This window comes from Planktothrix paucivesiculata PCC 9631 (assembly GCF_900009265.2).
Classification (GTDB): domain Bacteria; phylum Cyanobacteriota; class Cyanobacteriia; order Cyanobacteriales; family Microcoleaceae; genus Planktothrix; species Planktothrix paucivesiculata.
Genome location: NZ_LR735014.1, coordinates 18,294 through 43,847, shown reverse-complemented (window position 1 = coordinate 43,847; position 25,554 = coordinate 18,294). Strand labels below are relative to the sequence as shown.

General features: G+C 39.8%; 17 protein-coding genes. 8 read left to right on the top strand and 9 right to left on the bottom strand.

Features of this window, described 5'->3' with window-relative positions; all coding sequences use genetic code 11:
* Positions 1–39: 39 nt before the first annotated feature.
* Positions 40–2,967 (bottom strand): leucine-rich repeat domain-containing protein, encoded by a 2,928-nt coding sequence (locus tag PL9631_RS11265; protein WP_083620324.1) that lies wholly within the window; start codon positions 2,965–2,967, stop codon positions 40–42.
* 174 nt (positions 2,968–3,141) lie between these two features.
* Between PL9631_RS11265 and clpS the strand changes: the two genes are divergently transcribed.
* From clpS to PL9631_RS11240, 5 genes are all read left to right on the top strand, one after another.
* Positions 3,142–3,423, top strand: coding sequence for an ATP-dependent Clp protease adapter ClpS (gene clpS / locus PL9631_RS11260; RefSeq protein ID WP_042154579.1), 282 nt, complete (start codon positions 3,142–3,144; stop codon positions 3,421–3,423).
* Positions 3,424–3,449: 26 nt separating this feature from the next.
* Positions 3,450–4,319 (top strand): CPBP family intramembrane glutamic endopeptidase, encoded by an 870-nt coding sequence (locus PL9631_RS11255; RefSeq protein ID WP_231516706.1) that lies wholly within the window; start codon positions 3,450–3,452, stop codon positions 4,317–4,319.
* Positions 4,320–5,018: 699 nt separating this feature from the next.
* Positions 5,019–6,911: an efflux RND transporter periplasmic adaptor subunit gene (locus PL9631_RS11250; protein ID WP_083620319.1), complete on the top strand. Its 1,893-nt coding sequence runs from the start codon at positions 5,019–5,021 to the stop codon at positions 6,909–6,911.
* 90 nt (positions 6,912–7,001) lie between these two features.
* Positions 7,002–10,205: an efflux RND transporter permease subunit gene (locus PL9631_RS11245; RefSeq protein WP_083620316.1), complete on the top strand. Its 3,204-nt coding sequence runs from the start codon at positions 7,002–7,004 to the stop codon at positions 10,203–10,205.
* 27 nt (positions 10,206–10,232) lie between these two features.
* Positions 10,233–10,742: a hypothetical protein gene (locus tag PL9631_RS11240; protein WP_083620314.1), complete on the top strand. Its 510-nt coding sequence runs from the start codon at positions 10,233–10,235 to the stop codon at positions 10,740–10,742.
* Positions 10,743–10,928: 186 nt separating this feature from the next.
* Here PL9631_RS11240 and PL9631_RS11235 read toward each other — a convergent pair whose 3' ends face one another.
* The gene (locus PL9631_RS11235) at positions 10,929–11,297 is read right to left on the bottom strand and encodes a hypothetical protein (protein ID WP_083620311.1); all 369 of its coding nucleotides are present in this window, start codon (positions 11,295–11,297) and stop codon (positions 10,929–10,931) included.
* Positions 11,298–12,006: 709 nt separating this feature from the next.
* Between PL9631_RS11235 and PL9631_RS11230 the strand changes: the two genes are divergently transcribed.
* The 3 genes from PL9631_RS11230 (at position 12,007) to PL9631_RS11220 (ending at position 14,521) form a co-directional block, all read left to right on the top strand.
* Positions 12,007–12,546, top strand: coding sequence for a phycobiliprotein lyase (locus PL9631_RS11230; RefSeq protein WP_083620308.1), 540 nt, complete (start codon positions 12,007–12,009; stop codon positions 12,544–12,546).
* A gap of 5 nt (positions 12,547–12,551) precedes the next feature.
* The gene (locus tag PL9631_RS11225) at positions 12,552–13,652 is read left to right on the top strand and encodes an extracellular solute-binding protein (RefSeq protein WP_083620306.1); all 1,101 of its coding nucleotides are present in this window, start codon (positions 12,552–12,554) and stop codon (positions 13,650–13,652) included.
* Positions 13,653–14,266: 614 nt separating this feature from the next.
* A complete protein-coding gene (locus tag PL9631_RS11220; RefSeq protein WP_083620303.1) occupies positions 14,267–14,521 on the top strand; it encodes a DUF7219 family protein in 255 nt (84 codons plus the stop codon).
* A gap of 135 nt (positions 14,522–14,656) precedes the next feature.
* Here the strand turns inward: PL9631_RS11220 and PL9631_RS11215 are convergent, their stop codons facing one another.
* The 7 genes from PL9631_RS11215 to PL9631_RS11185 form a co-directional block, all read right to left on the bottom strand.
* Positions 14,657–15,223 carry a Uma2 family endonuclease gene (locus PL9631_RS11215; RefSeq protein ID WP_083620301.1) on the bottom strand — a complete coding sequence of 189 codons (567 nt, stop codon included), beginning with the start codon at positions 15,221–15,223 and terminating at the stop codon, positions 14,657–14,659.
* A 58-nt stretch (positions 15,224–15,281) separates the two neighbouring features.
* Positions 15,282–15,860 (bottom strand): Uma2 family endonuclease, encoded by a 579-nt coding sequence (locus PL9631_RS11210; RefSeq protein ID WP_083620298.1) that lies wholly within the window; start codon positions 15,858–15,860, stop codon positions 15,282–15,284.
* 340 nt (positions 15,861–16,200) lie between these two features.
* Entirely contained in the window at positions 16,201–18,048 is a 1,848-nt protein-coding gene (locus tag PL9631_RS11205; protein ID WP_231516705.1) for a CASTOR/POLLUX-related putative ion channel, read from the bottom strand.
* A gap of 95 nt (positions 18,049–18,143) precedes the next feature.
* Positions 18,144–20,627 (bottom strand): glycogen/starch/alpha-glucan family phosphorylase, encoded by a 2,484-nt coding sequence (gene glgP / locus PL9631_RS11200; RefSeq protein WP_083620294.1) that lies wholly within the window; start codon positions 20,625–20,627, stop codon positions 18,144–18,146.
* A 145-nt stretch (positions 20,628–20,772) separates the two neighbouring features.
* Complete coding sequence (locus tag PL9631_RS11195) at positions 20,773–21,951, bottom strand: transaldolase (RefSeq protein ID WP_083620292.1); 1,179 nt, start codon at positions 21,949–21,951, stop codon at positions 20,773–20,775.
* Between the two features lie 204 nt (positions 21,952–22,155).
* Positions 22,156–22,653, bottom strand: coding sequence for a DUF1269 domain-containing protein (locus PL9631_RS11190; RefSeq protein ID WP_083620289.1), 498 nt, complete (start codon positions 22,651–22,653; stop codon positions 22,156–22,158).
* Between the two features lie 255 nt (positions 22,654–22,908).
* A complete protein-coding gene (locus PL9631_RS11185) occupies positions 22,909–25,317 on the bottom strand; it encodes a phosphoketolase family protein (protein WP_083620286.1) in 2,409 nt (802 codons plus the stop codon).
* Positions 25,318–25,554 lie beyond the last annotated feature (237 nt).

Genomic DNA, 25,554 nt, shown 5'->3' with positions numbered 1-25,554 from the left:
CGCCACAAACAAGCAGATCAACACAAGATCAAATTATTTTTATGGGTCTATAAAGCCTTTTGCACCTGCTATAAACACTTTAGCGGCGGGATGTTCAATCATTTGTTCTAGTGCTTCTTCCCCTGCACTTTTCAAAGCACCCATTACCCTTTTTTTGAGGGTCGGATCTTGGTCAACGATCTCAATGGCTTTCGCACCAATCATCATTTGTCCGGCGGGTGTATTCGGTTCATAGTTTTGGGAAATGGTACTCAGCAAAACGTTAATTTCTTGGCTTGTTTGCTGAATCTCCTGATTATTATAGATGTTGTGTGTCACCTTATCCCCTGCGACGTTTCCGACATTATCGCCAGAACCATAATGCGTTAGATAATTAGTAGACATGGTTGGATTCTCCTGACCAATATTAATGTTAATGTGTTGTTGTCGTTTATTGGACGACGGGGGAAAGGAATCAAAAGAATCCCTTTCTCTATATATAGGTTCTATCACATCATCAATCAAACCTCGAATATTTACCCTGTCATAGCTGCTGCTGCACTCAATTGTGGGTCGGTTATCTTGAAGATATTTATAAAGGCGATCCAAGGGGTAGTTTTCGGGATCGGGGTTGTCCTTGCATTTAAAGCAATTACAGGGAATTAAAGTTTTATATTGCAAGCGTTCAAAGGATTGATGAATCTCGTCGAACTTATTATTAATGATAGAGAGAAGCTCTTTTTTATGGAACCCAGAAACCCGAATTTTAATTTCCCCTTTATGATAGCGGTAGCATTCAATCACTTCCGCCTTAGCTCGATTATTATTATTAAGAATCACACCATGTTTCCAAACCTGTTTTTGTTCCTCAATTAAGCGGTGCATTTCCACAATAAAGCGAGTGAGAATCCCTTTTGGCATAAATTCATATTCATAGCGCAGAATCAGATTTTGTTGATCATTCCAATCATATTCCGGTTGATTTGCAGAAAGCAATTGAGGAGCAATATAGGTTTGGGGACGACACGGAATTTCATAACAGAGTTTAAACCGCATCATTAACTGTAATAGTTCATCCCTCATTTGGGCATATTGAATATCTTTCCAAATATCGGCGAGATCGGCTTGGGTAAAACAGCCTAAATTTTTCTGAACTGTTGGATTATCTACTAAAACTTTATAAACTGCCTTTGTTCCCCATTCCGGTTTTAGAATTACTGTCTTTTTTAAGAGGGAATCATTTTGGAAGTGCAGACAGACTCCCAGGTCATGAAGATAACGGCTGATTTGTCGCATTTCGGGGCGATTTGTTAAGCCATTAATTTGACACAGGCGATAATATTCTTCCTCACTAATATAGTTGCGAGAATCGTTCTCTAAAGCAGAACGAATTCTCACCCAAAGTTTAGGGAGGGGAGTGCCAATATGGGGAAGTTGACTAATTTGGTATTGAATGGCTTTTTTTATTTCCGATAATCCGCGATCGGTCGCTAAATTTGTTGAGAGAATATCCTTTAACTTGGTAAATTCTGAACGCAAGTGGCGCTCGTTAATTTGGCACTGACGCTCTTGTTTTTCATTTTTAATAATCAAAACTGGACTATTATCACTCAAAAGTTCAACAACTTTCAGCCAATAGAAAAAGTCGGTATTTTCCTCCCGTGTATCGGCCACTAATCCATACAGAGAGCGCTCAGTTAGGAAAAACTGGTGGGTATGGTGGTAAATTTCTTGTCCGCCAAAATCCCAAATATTGACTCGAACTTTCTGTCCCTCTGAGCCGATAAACTGCCACTGAATCACATCAATGCCTTGGGTAGAGTTCTCATCGGTTTGCAGTTTATAGGCTTCATTTTCTATTTTTTTTGCGAGGGAGGTTTTACCTGCTCCCCCTTCACCAATAATCAAGAATTTTGCTTCATAAAGTGGTTCAGTTTCCTGGGGATTTTGAACTTGAAAATAGAAATTTAGAATCTCTTGCACATCACCCGGATTTTCCCATAGATTTTTGGAGCCTAAAATTTCAGGGGGAATGGGGACTGGATTTCCCCGCAAGTCCAACTTTTTAAGATTCGTGAGTTGAGTGATTTCTACAGGCAGACTGCTGAGTTGATTGTTACCCAGGTTGAGGGTTTGCAGATTCGTGAGTTGAGTGATTTCTACAGGCAGACTGCTGAGTTGATTGTTCCACAGGTCGAGGGTTTGCAGATTCGTGAGTTGAGTGATTTCTACAGGTAGACTGCTGAGTTGATTGCTACTCAGGTCGAGGGTTTGCAGATTCGTGAGTTGAGTGATTTCTACAGGCAGACTGCTGAGTTGATTGTTCCACAGGTCGAGGGTTTGCAGATTCGTGAGTTGAGTGATTTCTACAGGCAGACTGCTGAGTTGATTGTTACCCAGGTTGAGGGTTTGCAGATTCGTGAGTTGAGTGATTTCTACAGGCAGACTGCTGAGTTGATTGTTCCACAGGTTGAGGGTTTGCAGATTCGTGAGTTGAGTGATTTCTACAGGCAGACTGCTGAGTTGATTGTTACCCAGGTTGAGGGTTTGCAGATTCGTGAGTTGAGTGATTTCTACAGGCAGACTGCTGAGTTGATTGTTCCACAGGTCGAGGGTTTGCAGATTCGTGAGTTGAGTGATTTCTACAGGTAGACTGCTGAGTTGATTGCTACTCAGGTCGAGGGTTTGCAGATTGGTGAGTTGAGTGATTTCTACAGGTAGACCAGTTAAACGATTTTTAACAATGTGCAGTTCCTCAAGATTCGTAAGTTGGCCAATTTCTCCTGGTAAGGCTGTTAACGGGTTGCCAATAACTGAGGTATAACCGTCTTTGTCTTCAATATATTTGCCCAGGAACAGTTTTTTGAGTTGATGCAGTTTCCCAATTTCCGGGGGCAAAACCCTTAACTCATTGCCAGACACATCCAGTTCTGTCCAATTTTCCCTAGCTGCTTGTTCGATTAGTTGTTGCAGTTCTTCCTCTGTCATCAGCCATCACGGATACTACTGTTCAATACTTTAACTCCGATTGCGACTGAACAAGCATCAACCCTCAACAACCTTGTCGCCATCGCAATGATTGATTAAACTGTATAAAGTCTGATTATTCATAGAGTCTATTTACCCTCAACCCTTTCAATTTTTCAAAAAGGAGAAAAAGCCGTGTCTGTTGAGACAGTACAAAAGAGTGCCACCGTTAGAAAAATTGCCCCCCGTTATCGGGTTTTACTACATAACGATGATTATAATTCCATGGAGTATGTTGTCCAAGTGTTGATGACAACGGTTCCCAGTTTAACTCAACCCCAAGCGGTGAGTATTATGATGGAAGCCCATACTAATAATCTTGCCTTGGTGATTACTTGCGCTCAAGAACACGCGGAATTTTACTGCGAAACCTTAAAAAATCATGGACTCATTAGCACTATTGAACCCGATGAATAAACCATCTCAACTATAGGATAATGGGTTTGAAATACGATCTTGAATTTCTAAGAGAATATCCTGCTTTTCTGAGAATTGTTATTTTTCTCCTAGTTTTGGTGTTGCTTTGGCTTCCCCTGGCGGCACCTTTTTATTTGTTTGTTAGCGATCGCAATTTTGTTAGTATTATTACGTTAATTTTCCTTTATATCGAGTTTATTATTTTAATTCATTTCTGGGCAAAATTAATTTATCGTGAATCTCACCCCCTAACTCGCTATGGTTTAGTTTTTAATCCTAAAAATTATCAAAATTATATTAAAGGATTATTATTAGGATTATTCAGTTTAATGGGATTATTTATCATAGAATCTCTATTCGGTTGGGTAATATGGCAACCTGCAAACCCTAATTTTTTAAGAATTATTTTAGAAGGGTTTTTAGTTGCCCTGGGAATTGGGTTTGCTGAAGAATTATTTTTTCGGGGATGGTTACTCGATGAACTAAACCGGGATTATCACCCTAAAATTGCTTTAGGAATTAATAGTATAATTTTTGCGGGGTTACATTTTATTAAACCTTTAGCAGAAATTCAAAGAACTGCTTTACAATTTCCCGGATTAGTGTTATTAGGATTAATATTAATTATCTCCAAATTAGCTTTTTTTCCGGCTTCTTCTAATACTTTACGCCTAAGTCCCTCCGGTTGGTTGGGTTTACCTATGGGATTACATGGGGGTTTGGTTTGGGGTTATTATATAATTAATGTTGGGCAGTTAATTAATTATTCTGGAACCGTTTCTGAAGCTATTACCGGAATTGATAAAAACCCGTTAGCGGGGGTGATGGGGTTATTGTGTTTGAGTGCGATCGCAATTTTTATCTGGCAAAAATCGTTATTTAAAAGATTGAGTTAATTCGGGTTAGACAGAATTTTTCAAAAACTGAAACGGATTGTTATAAATAATTCAACCATTTATAGTGATGTTGTAATTTGTAATGATTAAACCATTGACAAAGAGCTAACTCAAACGAGATCACTTTAACAGGACAACCTCTTAAAGTCCCCCAATTTTGGAGGATTTAGGGGGCAAATATTGCTGCTTGAGAAATCTGTCTAAACACTATACATTTCAAGCCATCTAGCCCCCTAGCCCCCAACATTGGGGGGAAAATAAATAATTAGGACTTTTTAGGGCGATTGCTATTATCATTGATATGCGATCGCCTACTTTTGACACGCTATATATAGCCTGCTTGCGTAAGTCCTGATATCATTAATGTTGGGCAGTTAATTAATTATTCTGAAACCGTTTCTGAGGCTATTACTGGAATTGATAAAAACCCTTTAGCGGGAGTGATGGGGTTGTTTTGTTTAAGTGCAATTAGAATTTTTATCTGGCAAAAATCGTTATTTGGGAAACTGCCTCAATCTTCTGAATTTAAACCCTAATTTTAGATTTCTGGTTCAGATTTTGCGGATAAAATCCAGATTTTCTGTTGATAAACCCGGTTTCTTGGGTCTTATGCGTAAGTCCTAAAACTTCTGATTTCATCCTAATTTCATATTTATATTGGAAACTATAAAGACAGAACCCATAGCAACACCCCCCTTGATGATGAACTGCTTAAGTTTCCGTTTATGGGTTTCTCGACTCACCTATGGGTCAGGAACCCTTCTCGCTATTTTATTACTCACAACTCCCAATATTGTATTAGCCCATGCTGGACATGGTGGACATGAATTTGAAGGGAATATGGAGGCGACACCCGCCACCGGAATTAAAGTAGATTCCCAGACCGTTCAACGCATGGGAATTCGTGTAGAACCTGTTAAAAAACAATTCATGGATGGGGGAATTAAAGCCACCGGACAGATTGAAAGTTTACCCGATAAAAAAGTAGAAATTACCTCTCCTACTGCTGGTAAAATTGTGCAGTTATTCGTAGAACCAGGAGATAGGGTTCAAAAAGGAGAAGCAATTGCGGTTTTATCCAGTCCTGAATTAGTTTCATTACGAGTAGAATCTTTGCAAAATTCAGCAACTACAGAATCAGAAGTTAAGCAGGCAGAAGCTAACTTTATATTAGCACAAGAAAACTATCAACGTCAAGTTAATATTGCTAATTCCGAGATTGAACAAGCCCAAAATCAATTAGTAGCAGCCCAAAGCCGTTATCAACGGGATAATTCTATTGTAAATCAGGGGGCAATTGTTAGTGTAGCGAAGGAAAATTATCAACGACAAATTAAAATTGCTGAAGCAGAAATCGCCCAAGCAGAAACAGAATTAGCCGTTGCTCAAGAACAATATGACCAAGATAAAAATTTAGTAGAAACAGGGGCAATACCGCGACGGACTTTTTTAGAATCTCAAGCCCATTTAGCCCAAGCAAAAGCAGATTTAACCAAAGCAAAAAGTCAGCGTGAGGTATTAGCAGCCGAAACCACCGTTAGACAGTCAGAAATTGATTTACCTGTGCGAGATTTACGAGAATCAGAAACCTTATTAGCCACAGCCACAGCCGAATTAGTCAAAGCCAAACAACGGCGAGAGGTTTTAGAAGCTGAAGCAGAATTAAAACGCTCTAAAGCCGAATTAGAAGCCACAAAATCGCGATTTAATTTAAGTCAAACAGCTTATGAAACCCGGTTAAGACAGTTAGGAACCGGGGCAGACCAAGATGGAACTGTAACAATTACTTCTCCGATTTCAGGAATTGTTAGTCATCGAGATATTACATTAGGTCAATCGGTGGATGATGCTGGTTTAGCAATTATGACAATTCAGGATAATACTACAGTATTAGCAACGGCAAATATTTATGAAAAAGATTTAAAAGATATTAAAGTAGGTCAACAAGTACAAGTAAAAGTATCAGGATTAGAAAATCAAGTTTTTTCAGGAAAAATTACTAAAATATCACCCACTTTTGAAGGTGAAAGTCGGGTAATTCCAGTTTGGGCAGAATTAGACAATTCAGAGGGGAAATTAAAACCCGGGATGTTTGCCGAATTAGAATTAATTACCTCTCAAACGGTTAATCCGGTATTATCAATTCCCTCAAATGCTGTAGTTAATATGAATAGTAAAAATTTAGTTTATGTCCAAAACGGTGATAGTTTTGCTGCGGTTGAAGTAACTTTAGGGGAGAAATTTAATCAAAAAATAGAAATTAAAAAAGGATTATTTGAAGGAGATCAAATTGTTATTCAAGGCGCGTTACAACTCTATGCTCAATCCTTACGAGGAGGAACTAAAAAAGCAGAAGAAAAAGCCCAAGAACCGTCTAAAAATTTAACTGAATTTTCTCGATTTTCACCTGATTTAATGGTTTTACCTGTGGGGGGGATAATCGCAATTGGGGCATTTTGGTTAGGTCGTCGCACCCAACAGAAAAAACCTATTTATCCTCATCAATTGACTCTTGCAGAATTAAAGGATTTGCCTCAAGAATCTATCGGTCAATATTGTGAATTACCCAGTAACAACCATCATCGTCCATAGGAAAAATTAACTTTGTTGTTGGGGTTTAGCCTAAAAAGAATGGGCTAAAGCTCAACAACAAGGGGATTTGTTTATTTTTTATGAGTTACCATGTTAAGTACATTAATTCGTTGGTCAATTCGACAAAGATATCTGGTAATTTTACTGGCGGCGGTGATTACAATTTGGATTATTAGCGTCGTTTCTCAAATGCCTGTTGATGTGTTTCCCGCCTTTGCACCGCCTCAAGTGGAAATTCAAACAGAAGCACCAGGACTGGCACCGGAAGAAGTCGAATCTTTGGTAACTTTACCTATTGAAAGTGCGATTAATGGCACGCCAGGAGTAACAACAGTACGTTCTGCTTCCGGCATTGGATTATCAGTTGTTAAGGTAATTTTTAACTGGAATACTGAGATTTATCAAGCCAGACAATTAGTAACAGAAAGATTACAACAAGCTCAAGAAAAACTACCTAATGGTGTTAACTCTCCCCAGATTTCTCCAATTACTTCGCCCATTAGTACCGTTGTTCAATATGCTTTAACTTTAACTGAAGACGAAAAATATAGGGATTCTATTACTCCTCCTGCTTCTGCTAACCCAATTTCCACCTCAAAAATGAATTTAATGGAAGTTAGAAGACTGGTAGATTGGCAAATTACTAACCGTTTATTAGCAGTTCCGGGGGTATCTCAAGTGGTAGTTTATGGGGGAGATATTCGTCAATATCAGGTATTAGTTAACCCATCAAAACTTAAAGCCTTTGATATTTCCTTACAGGCGGTTACTGAAGCCGCAGAACAAGCTAATACTAACGCACCCGGAGGATTTTTAACTAATCCTGACCAAGAATTTTTAATTAGAGGTGTGGGGCGAATTACCTCGATTGAAGATTTAAAAGAATCTGTAATTATCTCTCGTAATGGTATTCCAATTCGATTAAAAGATGTCGCTGAAGTTAGAATCGGTGCAGCGTTAAAACGGGGTGATGGCTGGTTGAATGGAAAACCTGCCGTTGTGATTTTAATTAATAAACAACCTCAAGCTGATACGCCGACGGTAACGCGAAATATTGAAGCAGCAATGGCAGAAATTAAAGCCAGTTTACCCGAAGGAATTGAAATTGATAATACCTTTAGACAGGAAGATTTTATTGAGGCTTCTATTGAAAATGTCCGAGCAGCTTTAATTGAAGGAAGTATTATTGTGGCTCTGATTTTAATTCCTTTTTTGATGAATGGGCGAGCGCTCGTGGTTAGTTTAACGGCTTTACCGCTATCTTTATTATTAGGATTATTAGGCTTAAATTTCTTAGGTCAGGGACTCAATACCATGACATTAGGAGGGTTAGCCGTTGCCATTGGTAATGCCGTTGATGATGCCATTGTCGATGTGGAAAATGTCTATAGATGTTTACGCGAAAATCGATTATCTCCCCATCCTAGACCCGCTTTAGAAATCGTGTTTGAAGGCTGCCAAGAAGTCCGTGATTCTCTATTTGGAGCCACATTAATTACAGGAGTAATATTTTCTCCCGTGTTTGCTTTAGAAGGAGTAGAAGGTCGAATTTTTGCGCCTATGGGAATTGCCTATTTAGTAGTGGTTTTAACATCAGGAATAACAGCTTTAACCGTTACTCCTGCCCTCTGTGCGATTTTATTACCCAAAGGAAAATTACCGCAGGAAGAAACGGCTATTGCTCGATTTTTCAAACGAATTTATACTTTTATTTTAAAATTTTCCATGTCATCTGCTAAAATTATTTTAGCGATCGCTTTTGCCAGTTTAATTGCTACAATTATTATTGTTCCCTCCTTGGGACGAATATTTTTACCAGAATTTCAAGAACGCTCTTTAGTTAATACCTTAACCCTCTATCCTGGGGTATCTTTAGAAGCTACAAATCGGGCAGGTTTTGCCATGCAAGAAGCCCTGAAAGATGACCCTAGATTTGATTACATTCAATTGCGTTCAGGACGAGCCCCAGGAGATGCGGATGCGGCGGGTGTGAATCAAGCCCATTTAGATGTAGAATTAAGTGAAAAAGGGATTAAAGATCGAAAAGGAAGTATTGAGAAAATCCGAGAAGAATTTGCCAAATTACCCGGAGTTGCTCCTAATATTGGGGGATTTATTTCTCACCGGATGGATGAAGTTTTATCGGGGGTCAGAAGTGCCATTGCTGTTAAAATATTTGGCCCAGATTTAGAAGAATTAAGACGGTTAGGAAAACAGATTGAAGATTTAATGAAAACCGTGAATGGCATTGTTGATTTACAACTTGAACCTCAAGTCCCAATTCCACAAATTAATATTCAATTTGACCGTCAACAAGCGGGACGCTATGGGTTAACCGTGGGGGCAATTTCTAATATGATAGAAACCGCTTTAAATGGTCGAGTCGTCTCGCAAGTTTTAGAACAACAACAAACCTTTGATTTATTAGTTTGGCTTCCCGAAAATTCTCGAAATAATTTAGAAACCTTGGGTAATTTATTAATTGATACTCCCGCAGGTCAAAAAATTCCCTTAGCACAGGTCGCCAAAATTGATTATAGCACTGGCCCCAATACCATTAACCGTGAAAATGTCTCCCGTTTAATTGTGGTTTCTGCTAATGCCTCCGGTCGAGATTTACGGTCTATTGTTAATGAAATTCAAAGCCAAGTTAAACAACAAGTGCAACTTCCTACGGGGTATTTTATCGAATATGGCGGACAATTTGAATCGGAACAACGGGCAACTCAAAATTTAATTATTTTTACCTTAATTGCTTTTATAATTATTAGCTTTTTGATGTATTTATCGGTTAAATCTATTCCTTCTACTGCCATGATTATGATTAATTTACCTTTAGGGTTAATTGGCGGTGTGATTTCCGTCGCCTTTACCAGTGGCATTATTTCCGTTGCTTCTCTGGTGGGATTTATTACTTTATTTGGAGTTGCCGCTAGAAATGGGTTATTATTAGTTGATAATTACAATACTAAATTTGCTGAAGGATTACCCATTCAAGAGGTAATTATTCAAGGGTCAATGGAACGCTTAAACGCGATTTTAATGACCGCTTTTACTTCGGCATTAGGGTTAGGGCCGTTAGTTATAGGAACTGGGGCAGGAAAGGAAATTTTACAACCCTTAGCCATTGTTGTTTTAGGAGGATTATTTACATCAACGGTATTAACCTTAGTGGTAATTCCAGCGCTTTATGCTCAATTTGGTAAAGTCTTATTTCCCCAACCTAAAGAGGATAAAAATGGGGCTGGACAATCTCAAAAAGCCGGAACATTTTATCCGGAATCTATGTCTTAAAAACTTTAAATTAAAGGAGAACTAAAAATGGTTAAGTTTTGTCAATCCAAATTTTATATTTTCATCGGTTTGGGATTATTATTAATTGTGGCTTGTAGTCAAACTTCAACAACAAATTCCCCTGAACCCACAGCCCAAACGACCAGTTCTCCTATGCCTACAACTCCGGCAACAACTGCTGAAAAACCCGCCCTAGAAACCGCAACAAAAGACCATTCTGCACCGAATAAAGGGGGGCAAGTGGTGGAAGTAGGTAAGTATCATTTAGAATTAGTAGCGTTACCCGAAGCAACCGGAACCCATTTAGATTTTTATCTCCTAACTGGGGATAATCATGAAGCGGTTGCAGATGCAAAAGTTACAGCCCAAATTGAAGTTCCCAATGGTGAACAACAAACCTTAGATTTAATTTATGATGCTGAAGGTAAACATTATGCCGTTCTTCTGCCTGGAGAAACCCCAGGAGAATATAAAGTTGCGGTTTTAACTGATATTCAGGGTGAAAAAGTGAATGGTCGGTTTAATTTTAAAAGATAGGGCGTTAAATTTCGCAGCAACTAACGCTTTTCAGATGTGAGTTATATGATTCCAGTTACGTTAGGGCAAGTTCGTTCTTGGTTTGTACCCAAATAGAGATGGGTCAATATTACATCTAACCGATGCGGGCTGGGTGTTGACGATTGACAGTTTACTGTTGAGGTGTTAACACCCTTTCTCCGCGCCTTAAAAATGTACTCTTTGTGACAATAATTTTTCTTCTAAAGCCGCAATTCGGTTATAAGCGGCGGTGAGTTGGGCCGTGAGTCGTTGAATTTGAATATCGGCGGTGAGGGAGGATTCTTGGCTGTAGTAAATGGTTTCCATATATTCATCATCGATTAAGATGTCTTTGTGTTCCTGTTGGGATAGACCTTTGCGAGTTTGGGAAACATCGGGGAGGGACGGGGAAAAAGCTATGGTTTGATCAGATGAGTTCGGGGTTTCTTCTGAAGACAAATGCTCAGAGACTTGATTCGTAAGCTGTGTGATGATCTCGTATAAGGCATCTACTTTATGGGTCAAAGTCACAACTTTTTGGGTCAGTCCATCCATTGAAATACTCCTGTTTAGGTAAAAAATTTTCTAAGCTGATCCTAGACATTAGAGGAGCGAAGACCCAATTATTTACTAAATTATTTAACCTTTTGCTTAAGCTTTATGGCAAAGAATAGGGAATAAGCGGTTACTCTCAAAATCAGAACCTTTAACTGACTCTAGGCTATCAAGTGTAGTTCTACCGAGAATCGGGTATCTATTATCCCAGAAGATAGTAAAAATAAATCCCTCAAACAATAATTGATTTTTAGGTAAAAAATAATTAATATTATATTGGTCGTTAAATCAATAAATATCAATAATTTATTCACAGCTAATTATTATTTTAAATAATCTCGATTTATAAAATTAATTTAAAATTCCCCTATTCTGGAAAAAAAAAACCCATTTCTCAATAATAGTTAAGTTTTCCTTATTCCCCAAAGCGAGAAAAATCACTCAATTTTAAATTTTTGTCATGAAATTTAGATTTTTGATCACAGAGACCTTGAAAAATTGAAACAATTAGTGTACTTATAGCCTAACTCTACTGCCTAGTAGATATTACGAATGGTCTAAATTAGACTTTTCTTGTCCATCACCAGAAAATAATTGCCAGTTGGAGTTTGTTATGATTAGATTAAGAATTGTGACAAACATTTGACTTTTCTCTCTCCTGCGAAGGAAGAATTCCACCCGTTCATATCGTGTTTAGGAGCAGCCATCAATGAAAGCCCTGATCCAGCAAAACCCCCGTGAGATTGCCTCCCAAGTGGCGGACTATTTTTGCCGCAGTGTGGGAAATTGGCATTCAGAACGGCGCTACTATACACTTCCCGAGGGAGATACCCAAGAAGTCGCCAGCGAGATTATAGTCGAGTTTTTAGAGCCCGGCTGTCCTGACTTGCTCGATATTGCTCAATTACATCAATTAGATGACCCGATGCTCCTCAGTTGTGGGTCAAAAGTTACCTGGAAAAGCTGCAATTCTGTCTCCGGTAAAAAAATGTCCACTGGATCAACTCGATTTGGGGTTTGTGACACCTGGCTTTATCGAGATCGGGGGTTTATGACACCCAAACCCGTTGTGGCTGAATTTTATATGCTTGATGTCAATACGTTATGTCTGAGAAGCGAGTACAATGGTTCTATGTTTGAAGAAGAAATTAAACTGATTGGCCAACGATACCGCACCCGGCAAACGATTATTTCACGGGCTGGGGAACAAACTATGATCGGTCAGTATTTAGAGAAACGGATTGAATAGCGACCGTGAAGCGAAGGTTTTTTCTACAGGGAATTAGTGTTTTAACCTTAAGCGTCGTAGCTGGATGTAAACAAGCTGCGGCACTGACGGTTGAAGTCCTCAAGGGTTCTGTTCCCATGCAAATGGCGAACAAATTTCGAGAACAAACCGATCAAGGGCCGGTGAGTTTTGTTCCCCAACCCCAACTCAAAGATTTATTTGGACTCTTAAAAAAATGGCAATCTCAGCCTTCATCTCAAGCTGATTTAGTCATGATCGGAGATTTTTGGTTGCATTCAGCCATTCAACAAGAACTCATTCAACCCCTTGACCCAAAATTATGGCCTAGTTGGTCAAAACTGCCGTCCCGTTGGCAAAATATTGTCCGACGCAACGCTAAGGGTGAAGTTGATCCCAAGGGTCAAATTTGGGCGGCCCCCTATCGTTCGGGTAGTACAGTAATTATTTATCGGGTTGATAAGTTTAAGGGGTTAGGATGGACACCGAAAGACTGGAGTGATTTATGGCGACCCGAATTACGTCACCGGATTTCTTTACCAGATCAAGCCCGGGAAGTGATTGGTTTAACCTTAAAAAAATTAGGTCATTCCTATAATACTGCCGATTTAAGTAAAGTTAAAAACTTAGAATCCGAACTGCTTAAACTCCATCAAAACGTTAAACTTTATGATTCTAATAGTTATCTCAAACCGTTAATTTTAGGCGATACTTGGTTAGCCGTGGGTTGGTCTACGGATATTTCTCCAGAAGTTCAATATCAGAATGGGTTAGCCGCCGTGGTTCCTCAGTCTGGTACGGCTTTATGGTCAGATTTATGGGTCAAACCTGTGGGGGTTCAATCTTCTCCTACCGCGACTTTAGCAGACAATTGGATTGATTTTTGTTGGTTGCCCCAAGTGGCTACTCAACTGTCATTATTAACCGCAACCGCATCACCGATGATTTGGGGAATGAACCCCCAGGAGTTACCCCCATCTTTAAGGGAAAATCCCCTATTATTTCCTGATCCAGCGATTTTAGATAATAGTGATTTCTTGGAACCGCTTTCAGCGACTTCTGTGAAACAGTATCAACAGTTGTGGGAAAAAATCAGACGGGGAACCTAGTCGGGGGGTTTCCTCACAATTTCCACCGGAGGAATTGCCAATGGAATTAATCCAGCAGATAGGTTATCGAAAAAATGGGTTTAAAACCCCGTCGTTCTACGACGGCTTTATATTAGGTTGTCTGATTGTGCTACCATTTCCAGTAACAGGAAAAGGTAAACAACCTGTCTAAAAACCTAGTATGCCTAACGGCAAAACGCTGAACCTTGACAAGTGAATCTATAGGGTTCTACTGCACAGTTCTAGTTTCCCCCCAGCAGTGGGTAAAAGATTCGTGGGAGCTAGGCAACCAGTTTTTTTGAAACAAAACAAATTAGTTTCAAGTAAAAAAGAACTCGCAGGAATGCGAATAGGGTAGGGCATACCCGAATTTACGCTTGGAGAGAATCCCACCTCTGGTTAAAGCACTGCAAGGTACTTTGATTAAGTGGTTTCGCTGAACCAAGAATCCCCACGCCTTTAGGCACAGGGAGTGTCAAGCTGGATAGGATCACCGATTGAACTCAATTGCCCCTCAATTAGCCCTTAACTGCTTTTATGATCACGGTTGTGGCTAATTGTTCGTTTTCCGTCCGACTCGGAACCCCACAGTCCTAATTATTAGGGAGATGGCTATGTCAGAACGCGATGATTTTCTCTACCCTCGCAGTCGCTACCAGGGAGAGTTTACCCCAGAAAAACTGATTTTCAATTCTAACTTGCAGGAATTTGCCCAGCGAGTTAACTATATTTGTGGATTGGAAACCAATGGTAAAGTAAGTTCAGAGGAAGCCTATCAACAAATCAAACAACTTTGGAAAAAATTACGGTCATCCAAAAAAAGCCTAGGAATTAGCAAACCCTCCGATGAGACTCCAAATCAGGGTTAATTGGCAATACTATCTGGGTGTTTTCCAAAAGTAAATTCCGAAATAGCTAATTGAGATGCTGGTATAGTTTATTAGTAGGTTTTAGCTTTCGGTGAATGTCCCAACAAATGCGCCAACTGCTATAAATAACAAAATTTATACCTGAAAAACCTGTTTAGATGTCAACTTTAATTCAGGAAAAAGTAAAGACTTCATTTCCTGTTCACCGGTAAATTCGGTAACTTCATAAAAACCAGAAACTAATAATAAAACCGAGGTTTTTTCTGTTTCTGGGTCAATAATCCAATATTCAGGAATTTCTCTAACCGCATATTCAGAACGCTTATAACGGTAATCATCATCAGAATTACCCGGACTAACAATTTCTACCGCTAAAAGGGGAGGTGCTTCTAAAACGGCGGCGGACATTTTTCGGAGTTCTTGGCATTGACTTTCTGACAAAATGACTAAATCAGGAATCCTTGATTTCTTTTTAGCTGTTCTTACTCCTACTGTACCAGGCATTACTTTCCACTGCTGTTTAAGGTTGTCAATTTCTTGTTCTAAAATCTTAAAGATAAAATGTAAGATCAAAGCATGAAAACCACTGGCAATAGGCAGAAGTTTTAATTCTCCATTAACTAATTCATATTTGTTATCCGTGCCATCGTCATAAGCTAAATATTCTTCAAAGGAATAGGTTTTAGTTAGTAATTGAACCATTTTTAATAGACTTCTAGGATTATTTCAAGCTGAATTTAGTAGTTAATAAGCAAAATAATTAAAAAATAGGTAAGTTTAAAATAAATTCTGGCAAGACATTTTCCCCTGATAAAGTTGTGGGTAATTTGACAATTTCAAGAGCTTGATTAAGACGATATATTTCTACTTGTTGTTCTTGGGGATTAATTAACCAACCTAAGCGCAAACCACTGTTAAGATATTCCTGCATTTTTGCTTGAAGTTGGGTTAGGGAGTCAGTGCGAGAACGTAATTCAATCACAAAATCAGGACATATTGGGGGAAATTTTTCTTGTTCTTCTGGTGTTAGTGATTCCCAACGTTCCTTAGCAACCCAAGCGACATCGGGAGAGCGATCGCCACCATTTGGTAAGCGAAATATAGTAGAAGAACTAAAAACTTTTCCCAGTTGAGTTTGACGATTCCAAAACCAAAGTTCACCGTTTAAATCTGATTCTCGATTACCACTGACTCCACCAACGGGGGGCATAATTACTAATTCTCCTTGGACAGTTCGTTCGAGTTGCCAATTTTCATTATCTTGGCAAAGTTGATAAAATTGCTCGTCGCTGAAGGTGACATTTTTAAAACTTAAAATGATCGGTTCTGAAGTAATCATTTTTCCATCCTAATACTAGGGATATTATAGTGCTAGGGAACAGGGAACAGGGAATAGGGAACAGGGAATAGGGAATAGGGAATAGGGAATAGGGAATAGGGAATAGGGAATAGGGAATAGGGAATAGGGAATAGGGAATAGGGAATGAGTTCTGGATTTAGAAGCGTTCTAACTGTAATGCGTAGTGCTATAGTAGTTTTTCCTAGGTGATAAAGTCAAGTTTTCGCAATAATTTTTAACCCAAAATGACTTGGGATTTATGACAAATAATTGTTTTTTTAGCATCATAGAGACACCCCTGATTAAATTTCAACGAATAGCGAGCGCGCCCGGGTTGATGTTAGGACTCCGCTAAAACGATAATCCGATCTTTAGAAGAAAATTTTATCACTTCATCTTTTTTCGGATTGATCACAATCCCATAACCTCGGGCTAAATTTTTAGCATCCTTCAAACACCGATAACCAATTGCTGATTCGCCCCGTTGTTTAGCCGCTTCAACAACGGTATAAAAATTAATCGGTTCGTTAATAGTGACATAATTACTGACGGGTTTGAGGTAAATTTCTGACCCTTGAGGACTAAATAATTCGGCAAATACAGCATTTAAGTTTTTCTGTTCTGAAACTTGGGCTAACATCCGACTAATAATTTGTTCAGTAATCACAAAATCATCGGGACGCGCCACCTGAGCTAAGGCTTGATTGCGGGTATCTAACATTTCAGTGACAATCTGTATATTAGGATTTTTGCGGTCGGCAATATCTCGAAGATAGATCAAGGTAATTAAGGTTTGAGCATCGGCTTCTTCTGGATCTAACTCAGAATTAGACAAGACAATAACATGGTGATATTTCTCTAAATTCAGAGACTCTAAAACATTTCTTTCGGTCGTTAATCCTTGATAATAATCCAGGGTTTGTTGTTGTAAATTTAAGGTATTTAAGGCATTAATAATCTCGGTTTCTGGGAAAGGCGAAACCAGGGTAACACTGGAGTTACTGGCAACATATTGATCCAGTTGAGATAGAATCCGAGGAGTGTGATCATTCCACCCTAAAATTAACGTATGTTCGGGGGTCGAGATGGCTGTTTCTTTTGTTAGTTGGATCACACTCCGATTAATCGCAAATTCTGAAACACCGGATAAGCGAATCGTGCTATCATCCTCACTTAAAACAACTAATTTTTCTCCCGGTTGCAAGAGTCTATCTAGGGTGGGATTGAGTTGAATTGTGCCATCGGTTGATTGTATTCCGATCACCGCAGAATCAAGATAGGCTAGGAGAATATCTCCATAGGATTGATTTTGTAAAGCAGATTCTTCGTGAATATAGATTTCATTCCCGCTAAAATCCAATAATTCCATATAAACAATCGATAAACCAGATTGACGGCAAGTTTGAACAATCATCCGGGAAATTAAATCCTGAGTCAGTAATCCTTCAATTTCATCCTGTCCGATGAGTTGAATAATATCGAGGGTGTTAATATCCTGAACTTGAGCGACAATATGATAGGGTTTGGATTCTAAACGGGGTAAATTTTTAATTGCTAAAAGAGTCTTAATTAAATGATTATCAGATTTGCTTAGAGATTCATTTAAAATAATAACTGAGCGGGCTGCCTGAATATTTACCATGCCTAAATCCACTAAATTACTGGGGTTTCCTGTACGACAAACGAGGCGAACTTGACGCAGTTTCCCCAACTCATTATAGAGCCGATCTTCCATCTGAACTTTATCTTCAGGACTTAGAATAACAATGCAAGTATCTGAACGGTTAGCATTGGCTAAAATCAGTTGATTAATTAAAGTGATGATTTGTAATGACCAACCCAGGATCACAATATGATCGGTTTCAATCACCCGTGAACGTCCTTTTCGCAGGTCTTCTAACTTGGTATCAATGCCACTACTGAGCAAACCAATCAGGGTACTAATAATAAATATTCCGCCAAAGGTAACCAATAACATCGCCAGACGAAATGACCATCCCTGGTCGCCTCCCATGGTTCCCGCATCCAGGGTACGCATTAAAACAGCCCACATTGCCTCAAAGGGATTCAGTGCGCCATCCCCCGGGGGTGCAACCCTGGCGAGACTAACTAAAAATCCCATAATCAGAATAAAGGCGAAGGAGAGCAGTGCTAAACCACTGACCAAGGCAATAGTGCCTTTTGACATGAAATTATCAAATCTGTAGCGGAATTGCTCTGCAAAAGTAATCTTACTCATTTTAGCGGGTTAAAGGGTGCAAAAATCTTAAACTTTATACTATTCTAAACTGGATGAATCCGCCAAACATTCTCAGAATAAGCCTGGACAATTCCATCGGAAGAAAAACTACCTAAACGGGCTACAGTTAAAATAGACATTCTCGTCCAGGTTTCCCAATCTCTGTAGGTTTGGCTGATTTTATCTTGACAATCCATATAGGATTGATAGTCGGCAAAAACCATATATTCATCGTGATATAATAGGGCATCAATCAAGGTTTTAAACAGATTCGGATCGCCTTGGGAAAAATAACCGGATGCAATTTGATCAATACTTTCTCGCAGGCTTTCATTTTCATGATAATAACTCCAAGGATTATAACCCTTGGCTTTTAAAACTTCAATTTCAGGTAAACTTAATCCGAAGTCAAAGAAATTTTCTGCTCCGATCACATGGCGTAATTCTTCACTGGCTCCATCTACAATTCCCAGGGTTAATGCTGCATTAAAAGCAGGTTTCAAAATTGCAATTCCGCCGGCTTTTTTCCCAGCCATTGCTAAATGTTCCGAGACATCAGCGGCCGGATAAATATGTTGACTTAGGGTCTCATTAACATTCGGAATAAATACGACTTTCAAGCGATCGCCAATAATAGGATCAGAATTAATCACTTGACCTACCGCATGAATTAATTTAATCATCAATTTCCCCATCACATAACCTGGGGCGGTTTTTCCTGCAAAAATAAAGGTTTGGGGAACATAATCTTGATCGGGATTTTTCCGAATCCGATTATAGAGGGTAATAATTTTTAAAATATTCAAATGTTGACGTTTATATTCCTGAATTCGTTCAATTTGAATATCAAAAATAGAATCAATATTTACCGTGATCCCGCAATTCTGCTGAATATAACTAGCCAGGTTTCGTTTATTTTCTTGCTTAATATTTCGCCAAGCCAAACGAAATTCTACCTGATCCAATTCCGATTCTAAGCGATGTAGATCTGCAAAATTTTTAATCCAGCTATTACCAATTTTATGGGTAATTAATTCCGTTAAACGGGGATTAGCTAAAACTAACCAACGCCGAGGGGTAATACCACTGCTAATTGTTCTAAATTTTTCCGGTGTTAATTCATAAAAATCAGGAATAACCGATTGCTTTAACCTTTCGGTTTGCCATAGAGAAATTCCATTAATCGCATAACTTCCAATACAAGCTAAATGAGTCATCCGCACATATCTTTCCCCGGTTTCATCAACTAAAGATAGTCGGGATAACTTACTAAAATCCCCCGGATATTGATTGCGAACTCCAATCAAAAATCGATTATTAATTTCATAGATAATTTCTAAGTGACGGGGTAATAAACTCCCTAATAATCCCATCGCCCATTTTTCTTCAACTTCGGGTAACAGTGTGGGGTTAAGATAGGTAAAAGTTTTGCGGGTAATAGACCAGGATTTTTCCCATTCTAAGCCATATTCATCAACAAATAATCGCATCAATTCGGCAATAGCGAGCGCACTGGAAGTATCATGCAGTTGAATAGAATAGTGCTGATCAAAGGTCTCTAAATTTTCTCCCGTTGCGAGATGATTGCGAATCATATCCTGGAGAGAACAGGAGACAAAAAAGAATTGTTGTTCTAAACGTAGTTGTTTTTGTTGAATCCTTTCATCATGGGGATATAATACTTTTGTGAGTAATTCAACAAAAGGTTTTCCCTGAACTCTGCCGTAATAATCGCCAATATTAAAATCTTGAGAATTATAGGAAACAATGGGTTCTGCTTTCCATAATCTTAACGTATTAACGGTATGACTATGATAACCGGAAATCGGTGTATCATAGGGTACTCCTTTGATGCAACGCTGGGGAATCCAACGCACCCGATAGCGTTCTTTTTGGTCATAATAGGCCTCGGTATGACCCCCTAACTGCACATTTACCGTAGCCTCGGGACGAAGAATTTCCCAGGGATTTCCATAACGCAACCATTTATCAATCCTTTCTACTTGCCAACCGTGATGAATTTCTTGATCAAAACTACCAAATTCATAACGAATTCCATAGGCAATAGCTGGAAGATTTAATGTAGAAAGAGAATCTAATTGATCGATGGGTAATTGGGCAACATTTCCATATCCTAAACTGGGTTCTATTTCTTGATCAACTAAGTCTTGTAAGTTTAAGTTAAAGGCTTCGAGGCATTGTTTCAAAGGTTCCCACAAATTGCAATTGACTAAATGATTTCCCAGATGGGAACCTAAAGAATATTCAGTGGAAAAATAGCAAACCTGTTTAACTTTATTTTGGGAATAGGTTTGAGTTGTTTTCACCCAGGAGGGCATTAAAAATTGTCGAATAGTATAGGCTAACGCTTGATATAACTCTTGGGGGGTTGCGGTTGTGGGTAATTGACCTTGAAGATACAGAAGGTTAGTTGCAAATTCTCGTTGTAAATAGTCTAAAGAGGGTGCCGTTTCGGAATCATCGGCCATTAGATCGTTGAAAATAGAATTAGGAATTGATGGACTCATATTAGTAAAATTATTACCCGTGAGGGTGAAGATTGTTTAATTAATAAGAACAATATATCAGAGATTGCCGTGGGCAACAGAGTAGGGATAGATAGAGAGACGCGCCGTGGCACGTCTCTACGGTTTTTCCTCAAGTTTTGGGTGTTTAAACCGTGGCTAAATGGAAGGATGCACCCAGTCCAGCGGCCATTTCTTCGACGGTAATTTGACCATCATTATCTTGATCGAGGGCATCAAATACGGCGTCTGTTCCTGACCATTCTTCCCGGGTAATATAGCCATCGCCATCTAAATCATAGGCGCGGAAAATATCTTCAGCCGCATGGCTAATTACTTCTTCTCCTTCCAAACGAGCTAGACGTTCAGCTAAGAATTTTTCTAGGGCTTCTAAGGCCTTGGAAAACCCTTTAATTCCTTCTTCTAATTTTTCCGAAGCCATCGGATCTTCGGCGTGCATTCGGTTAAAGGTATCTTGATCAATGGAGATTTTTTCTAGGTCTAAACTGGCGGCGGTTTCGGGATTGAGTTTGCGGGGAAGGTCGCCAATGGTTGATTGTAATTCTTCTAGGAGGGCGGGAGAAATTGTTAATAAATCACATCCGGCTAACTCAGTAATTTCTCCAATATTACGGAAACTTGCCCCCATCACTTCTGTTTGATAGCCAAATTTTTTATAATAGTTATAAATTTGGGTGACGGATAAAACGCCGGGGTCTTCTTCGGGGGGGTAGGAATCTCGTCCAGTGTCTTTTTTATACCAATCTAAAATCCGACCGACAAAGGGAGAAATTAAGGTCGCTCCAGCTTCAGCACAGGCGATCGCTTGATGAATGCCAAATAATAGGGTTAAATTACAATGAATTCCTTCTTTTTCTAGGACTTCGGCGGCTTTAATTCCTTCCCAAGTGGAGGCAATTTTAATTAAAATGCGATCGCGGGAAATTCCAGCCGCTTCGTATTGCTCGATAATATAACGACCTTTAGCAATGGTGGTTTCCGTATCGTAGGATAACCGAGCATCGACTTCCGTGGAGACGCGCCCAGGAATAATGGCTAATATTTTTAGTCCAAAAGCAATAGCCAATCTTTCAAAAGCTAAAGTTGCCACTTCAGTAGGCGAAGCACTTCCCCCTAATTCGTGACGCGCTTTTTTGAGGGTATCATCCACAATACTTTCATATTGCGGCATTTGGGCAGCGGCAGTAATTAAGGAGGGGTTGGTAGTTGCATCTCTAGGGGTGTACATCTCAATGGCTTGGATATCTCCAGTATCCGCCACGACAACGGTGATTTCCCGTAGTTGTTCGAGTAGAGTTTGTGCCATTATTTTCCGTCCTCTATTTAGGTCGCTAATCACAACAAAGTATAACAAATAATTTAATTAATCAACGGTCTAAATATTGACTAATTACTGATGACTGAAAAATGGGTGCGTCACCCATCGGCCACACACCCATCAAAATTTTTTTGATAATTCTACCTATTAACCGTTGAATTTAATCCGATCAAATGGGATTAAAAAATTGAATTAAACGGTCACGCCTCGGGTACTCAAAACCTCTTGTAATTGAGCTTCTTCGTCTTTAGTTAAAGAAGTTCTTAACACGGTTCCCCCATAGGGCGCGATTTCTTCTAAAACTTTATCGGGGGTGACTTTCCGCACTAATACAAAGAGGGCAGAGGTTTTCGGTTGTAAGCTTTCCCCTAGGGATTTCATGAATTTATCATCCACCCCAATATCACTTAAGGCACCACTGGCGGCTCCAGCAGCGGCTCCCACGGCGGCACCTAACAGGGGGCTCAGGAATAAGGTTCCAACTAATAGACCCCAAAACCCGCCACTGACTGCACCCGCAGTGGTTAAATCAACGGCTTGCTTGAGTTTGATTTTTCCTTCGGCATTTTTGACGATCACCGCCGCGTCTTCTAATTCGATTAAATGTTCTTTTTGTAATTTAATCAAAGTCAGACGGACTTCTTCGGCTTTATATTCGTCATCGTAGGCGATCGCAATTAAGTCACTCATGGTAAATGAATTATAAAATTTGTCATCAACAGTTTAGCACAAAATCTTTTTTTTGTTCGTAATAAAAAATATTAATTTAATATCTTTCTCACAGAAACCGAGTTTCTCAACTTATCTTGATTTCTCAAAACAAATCCAACACAGAAACCCAGTTTCTAAGATTAGACACTTAGTGCGGGTATACAGAAACCCGGTTTCTGAAGTTATCTTGATTTCTCACAAGCAATTTAACACGGAAACCAGGTTTCTAGGAATTTAAAACGGCCATTTCCAGTTGACAATTTCATCTTTGTCAATGCCATGCTCATGGGCATAATTGACATTTTCGATGATCGCATTTTTCATTCTTTCTCGGACATAAGCCGCCGCCGAACCCAATTTAGGAACCCGGTCAATTACATCCATGACTAAATTAAAACGGTCAACTTGGTTATTAATTGCCAACTCTAAAGGCGTATTAATATTCCCCTTCTCTTTATACCCACGAACGTGCAGATTAGCGTGATTTTTGCGACGATAAGCTAACTTATGAATTAACCAAGGATAGCCGTGGAAATTAAAGATAATCGGTTTATCCGTGGTAAACAAACTATCAAAATCTCGGTCTGATAACCCGTGGGGATGTTCCGTATCCGGTTGTAACTTAAATAAATCCACCACGTTGACAAATCGAACTTTTAGATCGGGAATTTCTTCCCGTAAAATTGCCGTAGCTGCGAGAGATTCCATCGTCGCCACATCCCCGCAACCCGCCATAATTACATCAGGAATATCCGGGTCTTTTCCACAATCATCACTACTGGCCCATTCCCAAATTCCAATCCCTTTTGTGCAATGTTTAATCGCCTCATCCATTGTCAAAAATTGCAGATGTTTCTGTTTATCTGCCACAATCACATTGATATAATTGGTACTCTTTAAACAATGATCCGCAACGGATAATAAACAGTTAGCATCGGGGGGTAAATAAATCCGGGTGACACTGGCACTTTTATTCGTAACCACATCTAAAAAGCCCGGGTCTTGATGACTAAACCCGTTATGATCTTGACGCCAAACCGTTGAAGATAAGAGAATATTCAAAGAAGAAATTGGCGATCGCCAAGACACCTCATTTCGGCAAATATCCAACCATTTCGCGTGTTGATTAAACATCGAATCAATCACATGAGCAAAGGCTTCATAAGTATGGAAAAATCCATGGCGTCCGGTGAGTAAATAGCCTTCTAACCATCCTTCTAAGGTATGCTCACTCAGCATTTCCATCACCCGGCCATCGGTCGCCAGTTCACTCCCATCTAAATCCTCTGGTAAAAAGTCCCCCATCCAGGTTTTTTTACTGACCTCATATATCGCATTTAAACGATTAGAAGCAGTTTCGTCGGGGCCAAATACCCGGAAATTTTGCAGATTATTCCGCATCACATCCCGGAGGAATTTTCCTAGGGGGTTGGTATTTTCCACCTCGGACTTACCGGGGTATTCCACCGGAACACCATAGTCCCGAAAATCCGGCAATCGCAGGTCTTTACGCAGCACACCCCCGTTCGCATGGGGACTGGCACTCATTCGTTTTGTACCTTGGGGGGCTAAAGTTTTCAGTTCGGGAATTAAACGGCCGTTAGCATCAAACAGTTCTTCGGGCTTATAACTCCGCATCCAATCTTCTAATAACTTGAGATGGGTGGGGTTGGTGGTGACATCGGCCATGGGGACTTGGTGCGCCCGCCAAAAACCTTCAACTTTATGGCCATTGACCTCCATTGGGCCAGTCCAGCCTTTCGGACTCCGCAATACAATCATCGGCCACAGGGGACGTTTAGCCACTCCCGTTGACCGAGCTTCGGCTTGAATGGCTTTAATTTCAGAAATGGCTGTTTCTAGGATAGCTGCCATTTTTTGGTGCATCAAGGCGGGGTCTGACCCTTCCACAAAATAGGGTTTATAGCCATAACCTTTAAACAGGGCTTCTAATTCCTCATGGCTAATCCGCGATAAAATAGTTGGGTTAGCGATTTTGTAGCCATTCAAATGCAGAATGGGTAACACTGCCCCATCCCGAATCGGGTTGAGAAATTTGTTAGAATGCCAAGCGGTGGCTAAGGCTCCGGTTTCGGCTTCTCCGTCTCCCACCACACAAACGGAGATTAAATCGGGGTTATCAAATACAGAACCATAGGCGTGAGATAAACTATAGCCTAACTCTCCCCCTTCATGGATGGAACCGGGGGTTTCCGGGGTGCAGTGGCTCCCAATTCCGCCGGGGAAAGAGAATTGTTTAAAGAATTTTTGCATCCCCTCGGCGTCTTCGCTGATATTGGGGTAAATTTCCGAATAGGTTGCTTCGAGGTAAACTGGAGCCAGGACTCCGGGGGCGCCGTGACCTGGGCCGGCTAGATAAATCATATCCAGGTCGTATTTTTTAATCAGTCGGTTGAGGTGAATGTAGATAAAGCTCAACCCGGGACTGGAACCCCAATGTCCTAACAACCGATGTTTGACATCTGAGGGCTGGAGGGATTCTTTTAACAGAGGATTTTCTCGTAAATAAATCATGCCCACGGCTAGATAATTACAAGCTCGCCAGTAGGCATCAATCTTACGCAGTTCGTCCTCACCCAGAGGGTGACTCGTCTCCATGGGTCTATCTGGTGCAGATACCATAACTCCTGGCCATTATAAAGGGTTTTGGTTTTTCAACGCTTGAGATCATCAGATATCCTTAAACGGCTGTTTGCTGTTTGAGCGATACCATCACGTCAAAATTGCTTTAAATGGTAGCACGGGTTTTTGAGTTTAGAGGTATCCTATTTTTATTCTTCCTATTTTTTTAAGATTTGCTGGTAGGCGAGAAATGTTAATAGAAGATTAAGATTAAATCCTAAAAATTTAAGGATTGTC